General features: G+C 70.8%; 15 protein-coding genes and 1 pseudogene. 11 read left to right on the top strand and 5 right to left on the bottom strand.

Going from position 1 to position 14,665, the window contains the following annotated elements; translation table 11 throughout:
* Nucleotides 1–33: 33 nt before the first annotated feature.
* Both G8A07_RS02630 and G8A07_RS02625 read right to left on the bottom strand, forming a co-directional pair.
* Complete coding sequence (locus tag G8A07_RS02630) at nucleotides 34–705, bottom strand: AraC family transcriptional regulator (RefSeq protein WP_195795580.1); 672 nt, start codon at nucleotides 703–705, stop codon at nucleotides 34–36.
* An 18-nt stretch (nucleotides 706–723) separates the two neighbouring features.
* Nucleotides 724–1,152: a VOC family protein gene (locus G8A07_RS02625; protein WP_195795579.1), complete on the bottom strand. Its 429-nt coding sequence runs from the start codon at nucleotides 1,150–1,152 to the stop codon at nucleotides 724–726.
* A 64-nt stretch (nucleotides 1,153–1,216) separates the two neighbouring features.
* Here G8A07_RS02625 and G8A07_RS02620 point away from each other — a divergent pair, with 64 nt between their 5' ends.
* Genes G8A07_RS02620 through G8A07_RS02610 form a run of 3 tightly spaced genes read left to right on the top strand, consistent with a single transcriptional unit; the run spans nucleotide 1,217 to nucleotide 3,560 of the window.
* On the top strand, nucleotides 1,217–1,708 hold the full coding sequence (locus G8A07_RS02620; protein WP_195795578.1) for a TIGR02281 family clan AA aspartic protease: 492 nt from the start codon (nucleotides 1,217–1,219) through the stop codon (nucleotides 1,706–1,708).
* 32 nt (nucleotides 1,709–1,740) lie between these two features.
* Nucleotides 1,741–2,412 carry a PhaM family polyhydroxyalkanoate granule multifunctional regulatory protein gene (locus G8A07_RS02615; RefSeq protein WP_195795577.1) on the top strand — a complete coding sequence of 224 codons (672 nt, stop codon included), beginning with the start codon at nucleotides 1,741–1,743 and terminating at the stop codon, nucleotides 2,410–2,412.
* A complete protein-coding gene (locus tag G8A07_RS02610) occupies nucleotides 2,409–3,560 on the top strand; it encodes an FIST N-terminal domain-containing protein (RefSeq protein WP_195795576.1) in 1,152 nt (383 codons plus the stop codon). Before G8A07_RS02615 ends, G8A07_RS02610 begins: the two co-directional genes overlap by 4 nt.
* A 53-nt stretch (nucleotides 3,561–3,613) precedes the next feature.
* Here the strand turns inward: G8A07_RS02610 and G8A07_RS02605 are convergent.
* Both G8A07_RS02605 and G8A07_RS02600 read right to left on the bottom strand, forming a co-directional pair.
* Nucleotides 3,614–3,941: pseudogene (locus tag G8A07_RS02605) on the bottom strand (sulfatase-like hydrolase/transferase); the annotation flags it as partial.
* A gap of 4 nt (nucleotides 3,942–3,945) precedes the next feature.
* Nucleotides 3,946–4,302 carry a tripartite tricarboxylate transporter substrate binding protein gene (locus G8A07_RS02600; protein WP_195795575.1) on the bottom strand — a complete coding sequence of 119 codons (357 nt, stop codon included), beginning with the start codon at nucleotides 4,300–4,302 and terminating at the stop codon, nucleotides 3,946–3,948.
* On the opposite strand from G8A07_RS02600, the gene G8A07_RS02595 reads away from it, so the two are divergent.
* The 7 genes from G8A07_RS02595 (at nucleotide 4,295) to G8A07_RS02565 (ending at nucleotide 13,223) form a co-directional block, all read left to right on the top strand.
* Entirely contained in the window at nucleotides 4,295–4,534 is a 240-nt protein-coding gene (locus G8A07_RS02595; protein ID WP_195795574.1) for a hypothetical protein, read from the top strand. The two genes, G8A07_RS02600 and G8A07_RS02595, sit on opposite strands and share 8 nt — an antisense overlap.
* 79 nt (nucleotides 4,535–4,613) lie before the next feature.
* Nucleotides 4,614–6,119, top strand: coding sequence for an FAD-linked oxidase C-terminal domain-containing protein (locus tag G8A07_RS02590; protein WP_195795573.1), 1,506 nt, complete (start codon nucleotides 4,614–4,616; stop codon nucleotides 6,117–6,119).
* A complete protein-coding gene (glcE, locus tag G8A07_RS02585; RefSeq protein WP_195795572.1) occupies nucleotides 6,119–7,213 on the top strand; it encodes a glycolate oxidase subunit GlcE in 1,095 nt (364 codons plus the stop codon). Before G8A07_RS02590 ends, glcE begins: the two co-directional genes overlap by 1 nt.
* Nucleotides 7,214–8,461, top strand: coding sequence for a glycolate oxidase subunit GlcF (gene glcF, locus G8A07_RS02580; protein ID WP_195795571.1), 1,248 nt, complete (start codon nucleotides 7,214–7,216; stop codon nucleotides 8,459–8,461).
* 366 nt (nucleotides 8,462–8,827) lie between these two features.
* Nucleotides 8,828–10,510 carry an alkaline phosphatase family protein gene (locus G8A07_RS02575; RefSeq protein ID WP_195795570.1) on the top strand — a complete coding sequence of 561 codons (1,683 nt, stop codon included), beginning with the start codon at nucleotides 8,828–8,830 and terminating at the stop codon, nucleotides 10,508–10,510.
* 88 nt (nucleotides 10,511–10,598) lie between these two features.
* On the top strand, nucleotides 10,599–11,258 hold the full coding sequence (locus G8A07_RS02570) for a PEP-CTERM sorting domain-containing protein (protein ID WP_195795569.1): 660 nt from the start codon (nucleotides 10,599–10,601) through the stop codon (nucleotides 11,256–11,258).
* 135 nt (nucleotides 11,259–11,393) lie between these two features.
* Nucleotides 11,394–13,223, top strand: a complete 1,830-nt coding sequence (locus G8A07_RS02565; protein WP_195795568.1) for an ABC transporter ATP-binding protein — start codon at nucleotides 11,394–11,396, stop codon at nucleotides 13,221–13,223.
* A gap of 1 nt (nucleotide 13,224) precedes the next feature.
* On the opposite strand, the gene G8A07_RS02560 is transcribed toward G8A07_RS02565, so the two are convergent.
* Nucleotides 13,225–14,016 carry an ABC transporter substrate-binding protein gene (locus G8A07_RS02560; protein WP_195795567.1) on the bottom strand — a complete coding sequence of 264 codons (792 nt, stop codon included), beginning with the start codon at nucleotides 14,014–14,016 and terminating at the stop codon, nucleotides 13,225–13,227.
* Nucleotides 14,017–14,202: 186 nt separating this feature from the next.
* Between G8A07_RS02560 and G8A07_RS02555 the strand changes: the two genes are divergently transcribed.
* Entirely contained in the window at nucleotides 14,203–14,664 is a 462-nt protein-coding gene (locus G8A07_RS02555) for a hypothetical protein (protein ID WP_195795566.1), read from the top strand.
* The last annotated feature ends 1 nt before the right edge of the window (nucleotide 14,665 follow it).

The following is a 14,665-nucleotide window of genomic DNA, read 5'->3' as shown; positions in this document are numbered from 1 at the left end:
AGGCGGCCATGGTCATCTCGCGCTTGAACGGACTTAACCCGTCGTCTTCGTCATCATCAGCCGCGTCGGCGTCTGCCCGGTCAGCGCGACGATGGCGCGCGTCAGATGGGCCTGGTCGGCAAAGCCCGTCTCGGCGGCCAGCGCCGCCAGCGAGCCCTGCCAGCCGCGCAGCCGGCGCAGCGCCTGCATCACGCGCAGCTCCAGGCGGTAGCGCTTCGGGCTGGTGCCATAGGCGCGCTTGAAACCCCGGCTGATCGAGGGCGGCGCGATGCCCATGCGATCGGCCCATTCGGCCAGGCCCAGCGCCGGATCCTCCGCCAGCGCCGCGGCCAGCAGGTCCGGCCAGTCGTTGAGCCGGGCCGCCGAGGGGCGAAAGCTCTGCCGCAGCAGTTGCGCGGCCGCGCCGGGATCGCGCTCGGCCAGGCGGGCGATCGCATCGGCATCGTCGACCCGGCCCAGCGGCGCCTCGCCGATCCCGCCCGCGGGCACCGGCAGGTTCAGCACCCGGGCGCCGACGCCGAAGAACTCGTTGCGATGCGACTCGTGCGCGCCGTGGAACACCGCCTGACCGGCCTCGACGCGCATGCGTCCCCGGTCCCCCGCCTCCACATAGCCCCCGGCCAGCACCAGCGCGACATAGCCCTGGCCGTGGCGATGCCGCGGCATCCGCTCGAAGGCGCTGTGCAGGGAGATCAGGCTCGTCATCGGTGCAGGCACCCGCGCTCAATGCGCGTAGATCGCTTCCTCGGACGCGAAGCCCTTGATCTCGATCGGGTTGCCGAAGGGATCCTCGAAGAACATCGTCCATTGCTCGCCCGGCTGGCCGGCGAAGCGCACCTGGGGCTCCAGCACGAACTCCAGCCCGGCGGCCTGCAGGCGCGCGGCCAGCGCCTGCCAGTCCGGCAGCAGCAGGATCAGGCCGAAATGCGGCATCGGCACCAGGTGCTCGCCGACCCGGCCGGTGCGGCTGGTCTGGAAGGGCTCGCCCAGGTGCAACGAGATCTGGTGGCCGAAGAAATCGAAGTCGACCCAGGTCTCGGTGCTGCGGCCCTCCTGGCAGCCGAGCAGGCCGCCATAGAAGGCGCGCGCCCGGTCCAGGTCGCGCACATGGAAGGCCAGATGGAAAACGCTGCGGCGGCTGTGGCTGGACATCGGGTGCTTCGCTCCAAGGGGGTGGTGGATCGGGAACGGGGGATTTCCATGGCATCGTAGCGGCATGCAACAACCCCAAGCCCCGCAACTGCCGCACAGCCTCAAGCTGGTCACGATCTGGCTGCTGGTCACCGGCGCCGTCTTCCTCGGCTTCAAGGCCTGGGAGCACCGGCAGGCGCAGAGCCGCATCGAGCTGCACCAGGGCCGCATCGTGCTGCAGCGCGGTGCCGATGGCCATTTCCACTGGCCCGGCCGCATCAACGGCGTGGCGGTGGATTTCCTGGTCGACACCGGCGCCAGCTCCACCGCGCTGCCGCAGGAGCTGGCCGAGCGGGCCGGGCTGAAGGCGCTGGGCGCGGTGCGCTCGCACACCGCCGGCGGCGTGGCCCAGGGCTGGATGGCGCGGGCGGATGTCGAACTGCAGGGCGGCGTGCGCGCCCAGCAGTTGCCGGTCACCGTGCTGCCCCAGCTCGGCGCGCCGCTGCTGGGCATGGATCTGCTGTCCAAGCTGCGCTTCACGCAAGGCGACGGCCGGCTCACCATCGAGGCGCCCTAGGCTTACCATCGCCCCATAAAGAGGAGACATCCATGGCCGACAGCAGCAGCGCTTCCTTCACCAAGTTCGTCCCCGGCTTCGACTTCCTGCAGGGCCTGGTCAAGAACGCCGGGGCCGCCCTGCCGGGCATCGGCCAATGGGTCGCGCCGACCCTGAACCCGGAGGAGCTGGAGAAACGCATCGAGGAGCTGCGCACCGTGCAGTTCTGGCTGGAGCAGAACGCGCGCATGCTGGGCGCGACGATCCAGGCCCTCGAGGTGCAGCGCATGACCCTGTCGACCCTGAAGTCGATGAACGTGCCGCTGGCCGAGCTGGGCAAGACCCTGCAGGTGCCGACGCCCACGGCTCCCGTACCTGAACCCGTCCCGGAACCCGCCACCGCCAAACCGCGCGCCGCCGGCAAGACCGCGGCGAAGAGCGCCGGCAAGGGTGCCGCTGCCGCCAGCGCGCCGGCCGCGCTGCCGGTGGACCCGATGCAATGGTGGTCGGCGCTGAGCCAGCAGTTCACCCAGCTGGCCACCACCGCGATGAAGGACACCGCGACCGATGCCGCCAAGAACCTGGCCGGCGCCATCGTCAAGCAGAGCTTCGACGCCGCCGGCGAGACCCTGAAGAAGGCCGCGGCCATGCCCGGCGCGGTGGTCAAGAAGGCGGCCGGCGCGGCCACCACCACCAAGCCGAAACCGACCCGACAGCGCCGATGAACAAGCCCTTCGTGCATGCCCATGCCACCCATCCCGACGCCCATCTGGCGCTGGCGCTGGTGGCGGCGCAGATCGAGGCCCAGCGCCAGGCGCTGGACCTGCGGCCCAATCTCGGCTGGCTCTACCTGACCGAGGCCCATGCCGCGCGGGCCGAGAGCCTGCTGGACGAGCTGCGCCAGCGCTGGCCCGGCGTGGCCTGGGTCGGCGCGGCCGGGCCGGGCATCTGCGCCAGCGGGGTCGAGTATTTCGACGACGAGCCGGCGCTGGCCCTGATGCTGGCCGAGCTGCCGGCCGGGCAGTTCCGCGTCTTCTCGGGCCGGCAGCCGCTGGCCGGCTGGCCGGCCGAGACCGCGCTGGTGCACGCCGACGGCGCGACGCCCGACCTGCAGGAGCTGCTGCGCGAGCTGGCCGAGCAGACCGCCGGCGGCTATCTGTTCGGCGGCCTGGCGGTGGGCGCGCGCGACGCGCTGCAGCTCGCCGACGGCGTCTGGCGCGGCGGCCTGTCGGGCGTGGCCTTCGGCCCCGGCATCGGGCTGCTGTCCCGGGTCAGCCAGGGCTGCCAGGCGCTGGGGCCCGAGCGCCGCATCACCGCCTGCGACGGCAACCTGCTGCTGGAGCTGGACGGCAAGCCGGCGCTGGACTGCCTGCTGCAAGACCTGACCCTGCCGGTCAGCGCCGGCGCGGCCGAGCTGCGCGAGGCGCTGCCGCGCTTTCGCCGCACCCTGGCCGGCCTGGCCGACGCCGGCAGCCGCGGCCGCCGCGAATACGGCCCCGAGGTGCGGGTGCGCCACCTGGTCGGACTGGAGCCGGCGCGCCGCGGCCTGGCGATCGCCGAACAGCTGCTGCCGGGCCAGAGCCTGAGCTTCTGCGAGCGCAACCCCGAGGCCGCGCGGCGCGACCTGCTGCGCATCAGCACCGAACTGCGTGCCGAGCTGGAGGAGCAGGGCCGCACGCCGCTGGGCGCTCTCTACATCAGCTGCGCCGGCCGCGGCGGCCCGCATTTCGGCGCGCCCTCGGCCGAGCTGCAATGGCTGCGCCATGGCCTGGGCGAGCTGCCGCTGGTCGGCTTCTTCGCCGGCGGCGAGATCGCGCACCAGGGCCGGCTGTATGGCTATACCGGCGTGCTGACCGTGTTCACCGACGGCTAGGCTCCGCTGTGCAGACCCGCCCCCGCCAGCCGCCGGGCTCCGATGCGGGGGTCTTGCCGGCATCACATGCGACTTGCCGGCCAGCACGCAGCGCCGGCCCGCCTGCTTCAGGTATTCGCCCAGGGTCAGCTCGCCCAGCGGCAGCGGCACGCGGTTCCAGGTCGCGCCATGGCTGCTCGGGTAGTGCCCGGTGTCGTAGCTCATGCGCGAGGGGCCGCAGACACCCGAGTTCACATGGGCCTGCTCGAAGCGCAGGCCGCGCCGGGCCGGCGCGTCGATATTGGGCGTGTGCAGATAGGGATGCTGGCCGTAGCAGCTCAGGTGGTCCCAGCGCAGCTGGTCGCACATGATGAAGAGCACATGGCGGACGTCGTCGCCCATCGCATCAATTGGGATTGAAGCCGGACTTCTTCACCACCGGCGCCCATTGCGCCTGATAGGCCTTCAGCATCGCGCGGGTCGGCGCCAGGCCGGCCGAGACCGGCACCATCCTGGCGGCCTCGAACTTGGCGCGCAGGCCCGGCTCGGCCATCAGCCGGGCGACCTCCTCGGCCAGGCGCCTGACCTTGGCCGCCGGCATCGCAGCCGGCGTGAACAGCGCGTTCCAGCCGCTGGCGCTGAGCGCCAGGCCGGCCTCCTTGAAGGTCGACACATCGGGCAGGCTGCGCTGCTCGCCCGAGGTGGCCAGCAGGCGCAGCTTGCCGCCCTCATGCTGGGCCTGCAGCGAATCCAGCGTGTCCACCGCCGCCGGCCAGGCCATGTACCGCCGCGCGCTGGCCGAGGCCGCGGCCTTCAACCAGGCCCTGCTGGCGCCGCTGGACGAACCCCAGCGCGAACAGCTGGACGCGCTGCTGCAGCGCCCGCAGGCCCGCGCCGGCGAGCTCCAGGCCATGGCCGACCAGTTGCCGCCGGCGCGGCGTCATGCCGGCGGCACGCGGCGCGCGGCGGCTGCTGCTCATCATTCACCGCCATAAAGTCATGGCTGTCGCGCGCGGCCGGCGGACGCCGCCGCGCGGGCTCGGGCTACAGTAGCTGCCCCAGGAGAGCCCCGCCTTGAACGCCGCCGCAGCCATCCCGCCCCAGCCGCCCGCCGCCAGCCGCGCCCAGCGCCAGCAAGCGGTCGTCGCGGCCCTGTCCCGCGTGCTGCCGGCCCATGCGCTGCTGTGGCAGAGCGAGGACACCACGCCCTATGAATGCGACGGCCTCTCCGCCTACCGCGAGCGGCCGCTGGCCGTCGCGCTGCCGGAGGATGAGGCCCAGGTGGCCGCGGTGCTGCGGGCCTGCCATGCGCTGGGCGTGCCGGTGGTGGCGCGCGGCGCCGGCACCGGCCTGTCGGGCGGCGCCCTGCCCCATGCCGAGGGCGTGACCCTGGCGCTGGCCAAGTTCCAGCGCATCCTGGAGCTGAACCCGCTGGCGCGCACCGCGCGCGTGCAATGCGGCGTGCGCAACCTGGCGATCTCCGAGGCCGCGGCGCCGCATGGCCTCTATTACGCGCCCGACCCCAGCAGCCAGATCGCCTGCACGATCGGCGGCAATGTGGCCGAAAACTCGGGCGGCGTGCATTGCCTGAAGTACGGTCTGACTCTGCACAACGTGCTGCGCGTCAGGGGCTTCACCGCCGCGGGCGAGGCGGTCGAGTTCGGCTCGGAGGCGCTGGACGCGGCCGGGCTGGACCTGCTGTCGCTGATCGTCGGCAGCGAGGGCATGCTGGCGGTGATCACCGAGGTCACCGTCAAGCTGGTGCCCAAGCCGCTGCTGGCGCGCTGCATCATGGCCAGCTTCGACGACCTGCGCCGTGCCGGCGACGCGGTGGCCAACATCATCGCGGCCGGCATCATCCCGGCCGGCCTGGAGATGATGGACAAGCCGATGACCGCCGCGGTGGAGGACTTTGTGCGCGCCGGCTACGACCTGAGCGCCGCGGCCATCCTGCTGTGCGAGAGCGACGGCACGCCGGAGGAGGTCGAGGAGGAGATCGGCCGCATGCTGGCGGTGCTGGAGGCCAGCGGCGCGACGCGCTGCGAGGTCAGCGAGAACGAGGCCCAGCGCCTGAAGTTCTGGAGCGGCCGCAAGAACGCCTTTCCCGCCTCGGGCCGCATCAGCCCCGACTACATGTGCATGGACTCGACCATCCCGCGCAAGAAGCTGGCCGCGATCCTGGAGGCGATCCAGCAGATGGAGCAGAAGTACGGCCTGCGCTGCGCCAATGTCTTCCACGCCGGCGACGGCAATCTGCACCCGCTGATCCTGTTCGATGCCAACGATCCCGAGCAGCTGCATCGCTGCGAACAGTTCGGCGCCGAGATCCTGGAGACCAGCGTCGCGCTGGGCGGCACGGTGACCGGCGAGCATGGCGTCGGCATCGAGAAGCTGAACTCGATGTGCGTGCAGTTCTCGACCGAGGAGCGCGAGCAGATGCTGGCGCTGAAGCGCGCCTTCGACCCGGCGGGCCTGCTGAACCCCGGCAAGGTCATCCCGACCCTGCAGCGCTGCGCCGAGTACGGCCGCATGCATGTCAGGAAGGGCCTGCTGGCCTTCCCCGAACTGGAGAGGTTCTGATGTCGGATTTGCAGCAGCTGCAGGAGCGCATCCGCGACGCCGCCGCGCGCGGCGCCAGGCTGGAGATCCGCGGCCAGGGCAGCAAGGCCTTCTATGGCGGCGCTCCGGTCGGCGAGCCCCTGGAGATGGCCGGCCCCAACGGCTTCAGCGGCATCACCAGCTACGAGCCCAGCGAGCTGGTGGTGACGGCCAAGGCCGGCACGCCGATCGCCGAGCTGGAGGCGCTGCTGGCCGAGCAGGGCCAGCACCTGGCCTTCGAGCCGCCGCGCTTCGGCGGCCAGGGCACGGTGGGCGGCATGGTCGCCGCCGGCCTGTCCGGCCCGGCGCGCGCCGCGGCCGGCTCGGTGCGCGACCATCTGCTCGGGCTGACCCTGCTGAACGGCCGCGCCGAGGCGCTGAGCTTCGGCGGCACCGTGATGAAGAACGTGGCCGGCTACGACGTCTCGCGCCTGATGGCCGGCGCGCTGGGCGTGCTGGGGGTGATCCTGGAGGTCTCGCTGAAGGTGCTGCCGCGCCCGGTGGCCGGCGCGACCCTGCGCTTCGAGATGGACCAGGCGGCGGCGCTGCGCGCGCTGAACCAATGGGGCGGCCAGCCGCTGCCGATCCAGGCCAGCGCCTGGTGGGAAGGCGCGCTGGTGCTGCGCCTGGCCGGCGCCGAGGCGGCGGTGGCCGCCGCGACCCGCAGCCTGGGCGGCGAGGCGATCCCGCAAGACCTGGCCCTGCCCTTCTGGGCCGGTCTGCGCGACCAGGCCGACGAATTCTTCCAGGGCGCCGAGCGCGCGGTGGCCGGCGGCGCTCGGCTGTGGCGGCTGTCGCTGCCGCAGACCGCGCCGGTGCTGGCCCAGCTGCATGGCGAGCAGCTGGTCGAATGGGGCGGCGGCCAGCGCTGGCTGACCACGGCCCAGCCGGACGCGCTGGTGCGCGAGGCCGCCGCCGGCGTGGGCGGCCATGCCACCCTGTTCCGCAGCAGAGACAAGAGCGCCGGCGTGTTCGCCCCGCTGTCGGCGCCGCTGGCGCGCATCCATCGCGAGCTGAAGGCCTCCTTCGATCCGCAGGGCCTGTTCAATCCCGGCCGCCTCTATCCGGAACTCTGAATGCAGACCCATCTTTCCCCCGAGTTCCAGGGCAGCGCCGAAGGCCGGCAGGCCGAGGAGATCCTGCGCCGCTGCGTGCACTGCGGCTTCTGCACCGCCACCTGCCCGACCTACCAGCTGCTGGGCGACGAGCTGGACGGCCCGCGCGGCCGCATCTACCTGATCAAGCAGGTGCTGGAGGGCGCGACGCCGACCGCCGCGACCCAGCAGCATCTGGACCGCTGCCTGACCTGCCGCAACTGCGAGAGCACCTGCCCCTCCGGCGTGCAGTATGGCCAGCTGGTCGAGATCGGCCGGCATATCGTCGATGCCAAGGTCGAGCGCCCGCGCGGCGAGCGCGCCAAGCGCTGGCTGCTGAAGGAGGGCCTGACCTCGCCGCTGTTCGCGCCGGCGATGAAGCTGGGCCAGGCGCTGCGCCCGCTGGTGCCGGCCGCGCTGAAGGACAAGGTACCGGCCGCGGCGCCGCCGCAGGCCCATCGATGGCCGACGCGCGCCCATCCGCGCAAGGTGCTGCTGCTGCTGGGCTGCGTGCAGCCGGCGATGGCACCGAACATCAACTCGGCCACCGCCCGGGTGCTGGACGCCGCCGGCATCCAGACCCTGGTGGCCGACGACGCCGGCTGCTGCGGCGCGATCCGCAGCCATCTGGACGATCTGGAGGGCGGCCTTGCCGACATGCGCCGCAATATCGACGCCTGGTGGCCCCTGGTCGAAGGGCTGACCGAGGCGGGCCAGGTCGAGGCCCTGGTGATGAACGCCTCGGGCTGCGGCGTCACGGTGAAGGACTACGGCCGCGCCCTGGCCCATGACCCGGCCTACCGCGACAAGGCGGCCCGCATCAGCGCGCTGACCCGCGACCTGAGCGAGCTGCTGCCCGAGCTCGTGGCGCCGCTGAAGGCCCGGCTCGACCCGCAGGCCAGGCGTGCCAAGCTGGCCTACCACCCGCCCTGCACCCTGCAGCATGGCCAGCAGTTGCGCGGCGGGGTCGAAACCGTGATGCGCGAGCTGGGTTTCGAGATCGCGCTGGCGCCGAGCGAGAGCCATCTGTGCTGCGGCTCGGCTGGTACCTATTCGGTCTTGCAGCCGGAGCTCTCCAAACGCCTGCGCGAGCGCAAGCTGCAGGCCCTGGCGCCGCTGCAGCCGGAGGCCATCGTGTCCGCCAACATCGGCTGTATCCAGCATTTGCAGGCCGGCAGCGCGCTGCCGGTGCGGCATTGGATCGAGCTGCTGGACGAGGCCTTGCGCTGAATCAGGTAGCGCACCAAAACCGCGCCAGTTGCGCGAGTATCGCCCAAACCAAGGGCAAACCACGAGACGAAGGCAAACGTTTTTTTACAGAATGGCCGCGCACTGAACCTGAGGAGGGGAAGGGCAAATGCGGCCCGGCCAGCACCAGAGCACCAAGCCACGCAGCTTCGTGCCAGCCCGCTTTTTCATCATCGGCGCCGCTTTTACAAGAGAGAGCCGGTCCGCGTTCCGCGCGGTCCGGCTCATTATTTTTGGCGCGCCCCCTGCCGCAAAAGCCGCGCGAGCGCCAGCCGCACGCCCCCTCTCCCCCAGCCGCCGCGCGGGGCTTAAGCTCCGCCCTCGCCCCGCAACAACAGCGTTCTCACCATGATCGGAACCACCTCGCGCCGCCGCCTGTTCCTGCTCAGCGGCCTGGCCGCGGCCGCCGTGCTGGCCGGCTGCGCCAGCGGCCCGCAGTCCACGACCGCCACCGCCACTGCCGCCGCCAAACCCAAGCTGATCGTGTTCCTGGTGGTCGATGGCCTGCCGATGCGCCAGGTCACCGGCTACCGCGACCAGCTGGTGCCCGACGGCTTCAACCGCTTCCTGCAGCGCGGCGCCTGGTTTGCCGACGCGCATTACGCCCATGGCCACACGGTCACCGCGGCCGGCCACGCGGTGATGCTCTCGGGCGCCTACCCGCAGCGCAGCGGCATCATCAGCAATGAATGGCGCGACCGCGAGACCGGTGAGACCATCTACTGCACCCAGGACAACGCCCACCAGTACATCGGCAACAAGACCGCGCCGCTGGCCGGCACCAGCCCGAAGAACTACAAGGTCGAGACCGTCGGCGACGTGCTGCGCACGGTGCAGCCCGAGTCCAAGGTGATCGGCATCTCGGGCAAGGACCGCGGCGCGATCCTGCCGGCCGGACACTTGGGGCAGGCGTACATGTACATGAGCGAGAGCGGCCAGTTCGCCTCCAGCACCTATTACATGAAGGAGCACCCGGCCTGGGTCAACGCCTTCAACGCCGCCAAGCCGGCCGACGCCTTCTTCAAGAAGACCTGGGCACCGCTGCTCCCGGAAGCCGCCTATGCGCGCTCCTCGCCCGACGGCCAACCCTGGCAGAGCAGCGGCGGCAACGGCAACAAGCTGCCGGCCATCGTCGGCGACAAGATGGAGAAGCCGGGCCCGATGTTCTACGGCAACATCCTGCCCTCGCCCTTCGGCGACGAGCTGACCCTGGCCTTCGCGCGCGCCGCGATCGAGGCCGAGCAGCTGGGCGCGGACGACCAGACCGACATCCTCTCGGTCAGCCTGTCCAGCCATGACTATGTGAACCATGCCTTCGGTCCCGAGTCACGCCTGTCGCACGACCATTTCCTGCACCTGGACCGCTATCTGCAGGGCTTTTTCCAGTACCTGGACGCCAAGGTCGGCGCCGGCAACTATGTGGCGATGCTGACCGCCGACCATGGCTTCGCCGACACGCCCGAGTACGCGGCCAGCCGCGGCCTGAACGCCGACCGCATCAACCCCAGCCTGACCCTGGCCTGGCTCAACACCGAGCTGGCCAAGCAGTTCGGCGAGGGCAAATGGGCGCGCGGCTACTCGGCCGCCGGCCTGCTGTTCGACGAGAAGCTGATCGCGAGCAAGGGCCTGAAGTCGGCCGATGTCTACGCCGCCGCGAAGAAGCTGCTGCTGCAGGTGGACGGCATCGCCGACGTGTTCACGCTCGAGCAGATGCAGGGCACGGACCGCCAGACGCCCTATCTGGAGGCGATGCGCAAGTCCTGGCACCCGGACGTGGCCGCGCCGCTGCAGATCGTCGTCAAACCCAACTGGCTGTACAGCTCGCGTGGCGGCGGCAGCTCGCATGGCACGCCCTACCGCTACGACACCCATGTGCCGATCCTGGCCTGGGGCCCGACCTGGATCGGCCAGGGCGAGGTGAAGCGGCCGGTCGAGGTGGCCGACATCGCGCCGACCCTGGCCAGGATCCTGCAGGTGCGCGCGCCGGCGCAGGCGCAGGGCAAGCCGCTGCCGCTGCCCATCGGCCGCTGAGCGCAAGACCTGGCCCCCAAAGGCGGGGGATTGCCGGCGGCGGCGTTCATGGCCAGCATCGCGGCTCTCGACTCGGAGGAACGCTCACATGATGGTGAAGAACATGCTGCTGGCCGGCATCGCCGCGCTGGCCGCCGGTGGGGCCCAGGCCCATACGATCGACTTCGGCAATGTCGGCCAGGCGCCGTCGATCTGTGCGAACAACGCCGCCGGCACCGGCACGCTGGTCGCCTGCGGCAACAGCGGCTGGATCCACCAGAGCTATGGCGACGTCGTCGGCCTGGTCGACGTCAGCTACAGCCAGCCGCTGCAAAGCGGCGCCTCGACCTTGCGCTGGTGGGCCGCCGACTACAACAACCTCTACGGCGTGCTGTGGGCCGACGGCAGCGATTCCAACTCCTACGCCCGCATCGACCTGGTCGCCCAGAGCGGCGGCATCCGGCTGACGAGCTTCGACCTCGGCGCCTATTCGCACACGACGCGCGGCACCCAGCTCGCGATCTACGACCTCGGCAGCAACGCCCTGCTGTTCAGCCACAACGGCAATGTCGGCAGCGAGCCGAACGCCACCCGCTTCAATGTCGACCTCAGCTCGGCCAGCGGCCTGCGCCTTGAATGGCGCAACAGCGCCTACAACGTCGGCATCGACAATATCGTGCTGCAGGCCGTGCCCGAGCCATCCAGCTACGCGCTGCTGCTCGGCGGCCTGGCCGTGGTCGGTGCCGTGGCACGCCGCCGCCGGGGCTGAACCCGGCTGCCTACGCAGCAATGTCGCCAAAAGGGGCCGCTGGTGCGGCCCCTTCTGCCATTCGCCGCCTGCTGACATCGCCTGGCGGCAGGCCTGCGCTACGCTCGCCTGCTGATATCCCAAGCAGGTGTTCCCTTGTACAGCTGGTTCGAAAAACTCGTCTCCCCCTATCCGGACACGCCGCCGCCGCAGCCGCCCAGCGGCTTCTTCGCCTTCGTCTGGTCCGCGTCGAAGGGCATGCGCACCCTGATCATCGGCATGACCCTGCTGACCGCGGCCTTCGGCGCCTTCGAGGCGCTGCTGTTCGCGATGCTGGGCTCGGTGGTGGACTGGCTGGCCAATGTGCCGCCGGGCGAGCTGTGGGCCAAGGAGAAGGACAACCTGCTGCTGCTGGCCGGCATCCTGCTGGCCAGCCCGGTGCTGATCGCGCTGCAGGCGATCAGCAAGTACCAGGGCCTGTCCAGCAACTTCCCGATGCGCCTGCGCTGGAACTTCCACCGCCACCTGCTGGGCCAGAGCCTGTCCTTCTACCAGGACGAGTTCGCCGGCCGCGTCTCGGCCAAGCTGATGCAGACCGCACTGGCGGTGCGCGACTGCTGGCTGATCGTCACCGACATCCTGGTCTTCATCACGATCTACTTCGTCACGATGATGGCCGTGGTCGGCGGCATCGACCTGGGGCTGATGCTGCCCTTCCTGGGCTGGCTCGTGCTCTATCTGGCGGCGCTGTCCTACTACGTGCCGCGCCTGGGCAAGGCCGCCAGCCAGCAGGCCGATGCGCGCAGCCTGATGACCGGCCGCATCACCGACGCCTACACCAACATCAGCACCGTCAAGCTGTTCTCGCACAGCAACCGCGAGGCCCAGTTCGCGCGCGGCGCGATGCAGGAGTTCCTCTCCACCGCCTACCGCCAGATGCGGCTGATCAGCGGCTTCGAGATCGTCAACCATGTACTGAGCATGTTGCTGGTGGCCAGCACCGCGGGCGTCACCTTGTGGCTGTGGTCGCAGGGCCAGGTCGGCGTCGGCGCGGTTGCCGCCGCCACCGCGATGGCGCTGCGCCTGAACGGCATCTCGCACTGGATCATGTGGGAGATGGCCGAGCTGTTCGAGAACATCGGCACCGTGCAGGACGGCATCACCACCCTGTCCAAGGCGGTCGCGGTGAAGGATGCGCCGGACGCGGTGCCGCTGCAGGTCAGGCAGGGCGAGATCCGCTTCGAGAACGTCGGCTTCGCCTATGGCGGCAAGAAGCAGGTGCTGAAGAACCTGGACCTGCAGATCCGCCCCGGCGAGAAGATCGGCCTGGTCGGCCGCTCGGGCGCCGGCAAGTCGACCCTGGTCAACCTGCTGCTGCGCTTCTACGACATCGAGCAGGGCCGCATCCTGGTCGACGGCCAGGACATCGCCCGCGTCACGCAGGACAGCCTGCGCGCCCAGGTCGGCATGGTCACGCAGGACACCAGCCTCCTGCACCGCTCGGTGCGCGACAACCTGCTGTACGGCCGCCCCGATGCGAACGACGCGCAGATGATCGCCGCCGCAGACCGCGCCGAGGCGCATGAGTTCATCCTGAGCCTGACCGACCCGAAGGGCCGCAAGGGCTTCGAGGCCCATGTCGGCGAGCGCGGCGTCAAGCTCAGCGGCGGCCAGCGCCAGCGCATCGCGATCGCCCGCGTGATGCTGAAGGACGCGCCGATCCTGCTGCTCGACGAGGCCACCAGCGCGCTCGACTCCGAGGTCGAGGCCGCGATCCAGCGCAGCCTCTACCGCCTGATGGAAGGCAAGACCGTGGTCGCGATCGCGCACCGCCTCTCCACCATCGCCGCGATGGACCGCCTGATCGTGATGGACGGCGGCGAGATCGTCGAACAGGGCAGCCATGCCGAGCTGCTGGCCAAGGGCGGGCTCTATGCCCGGCTGTGGGCGCACCAGAGCGGCGGTTTCCTGGGCGAGGACGAGTAACTCAGTCCGGCAGCGGGATGCCGTAGCGCGCCGCCAGCGCGGCCACCGTGCCGTCGCGGCGCATGCCGTCCCAGGCCTGGCGCAGCCGCCCGGCCAGCGCCGCGTTGCTGGACCGGCTCAGCGCCATCGAGGGCCGCGATTCCGAGAACTTCAGCAGCGGCTCGATCAGCTGCGGGTCATGACCATGGCGGCGCAGCAGCTCCGGCGCCAGCATGCGGTTCAGCGCGATCAGCTGGCAGCGACCGGCGAAGAACTTGCGCAGCAGCGCGCCGTAGTCGGCGCTGCGGTCCAGGTTCTGGCCGACCGCGAAGCCCAGCGCCACCAACTCGTGCTCGGACACATCGTCCTTGATCACGGCGGTCAGGTAGGACTTCGCGGCCTCGAGGTCGCGCGGCTGCACCTCCGGCCGCGTGCGCAGCCGGAACAGCCAGCCCTGGCGCACCGCGATCTGGGCCAGCCAGTGGAACTGCGCCTCGCGCTCGGGCAGGCGCACGATGGCCGGCAGCATCACATTGGGCCGCTCCTGCCCGCGCCGCGCCACGCGCGGCCAGGAGCTGAACTCGAAATCCGCGGCCAGGCGCTCGCGCGCCAGCATCTCGCGCGCCAGCTCCACCGCATAGCCGGTCGCCCGCCCCTGCGCGTCGAGATAGGAATAAGGTGCGAACTCCTCCAGCAGCACCGTGATGCGCTCCTCGCCCTGCGCCCGCGCGCCGTCCAGCAGCCCCGCCGCACCCAGGCCCAGCAGCAGCGAGCGCCGGCGCGGGCCTGGGGGAGTGGACAGGCGGCGGGTCATCGGAGATGGCGACTGGATGGAAGGATGAGCAGATGGGCCGTCCGCCGCAAGCATGGGCCCAAACCCTTGTTGCTGGCAATCTCACGACCCAGGTCCGTGGATTTTTCAGCCGATGGGTCGAGGGCGCTCCGTCCTTTTTGCTCCCTGCGGGCGTATCGGGCGGCCGGGCCGGCTACCATGCCCGCCGTGAACATTCGGCAGACCTCCAAACGCAGCAGCACCGCCTTTGCGAGCGGCATTTTCCGGCCCCATGGCCAGGTCGACATCTGGACCGAAGGGACCATCGTGCGGCTCGAGGCCTGCGGGCCCTTCAACCGCGAGGGCGTGCTGGCGATGGGCCTGGCGATGCGCGATCTGTTTGCCGGTGCGCCGGTCGGCCCGCGCTTCGCCGACATCCTGGAGATGCACCAGAGCCTGCTTGCCTCGCCCGACGCGCTGGAGGCCTTCACCGGCTTCCTGAAGACGATGAGCGAAGCCAAGACCGCGCCGGTGGCGGTGGCCTTTGTCGCAGCGCCGGAGGTCGAGGGCCGCAGCCTGATGCTGCCGATCTTCGCGCGCATCTACGCCGAGCATGGCCGCGAGTTCGCCGCCTTCGAGACCCTGGCCGAGGCCGAGGCCTGGGTGCGCGCGCGGCTCGGCAGCGCCTGAG

Source organism: Roseateles sp. DAIF2 (assembly GCF_015624425.1).
In the GTDB taxonomy this organism is placed as follows: Bacteria; Pseudomonadota; Gammaproteobacteria; order Burkholderiales; family Burkholderiaceae_C; genus Kinneretia.
The sequence above is the reverse complement of the archived record's forward strand: the minus strand, read 5'-3'. Positions and strand labels throughout refer to the sequence as shown.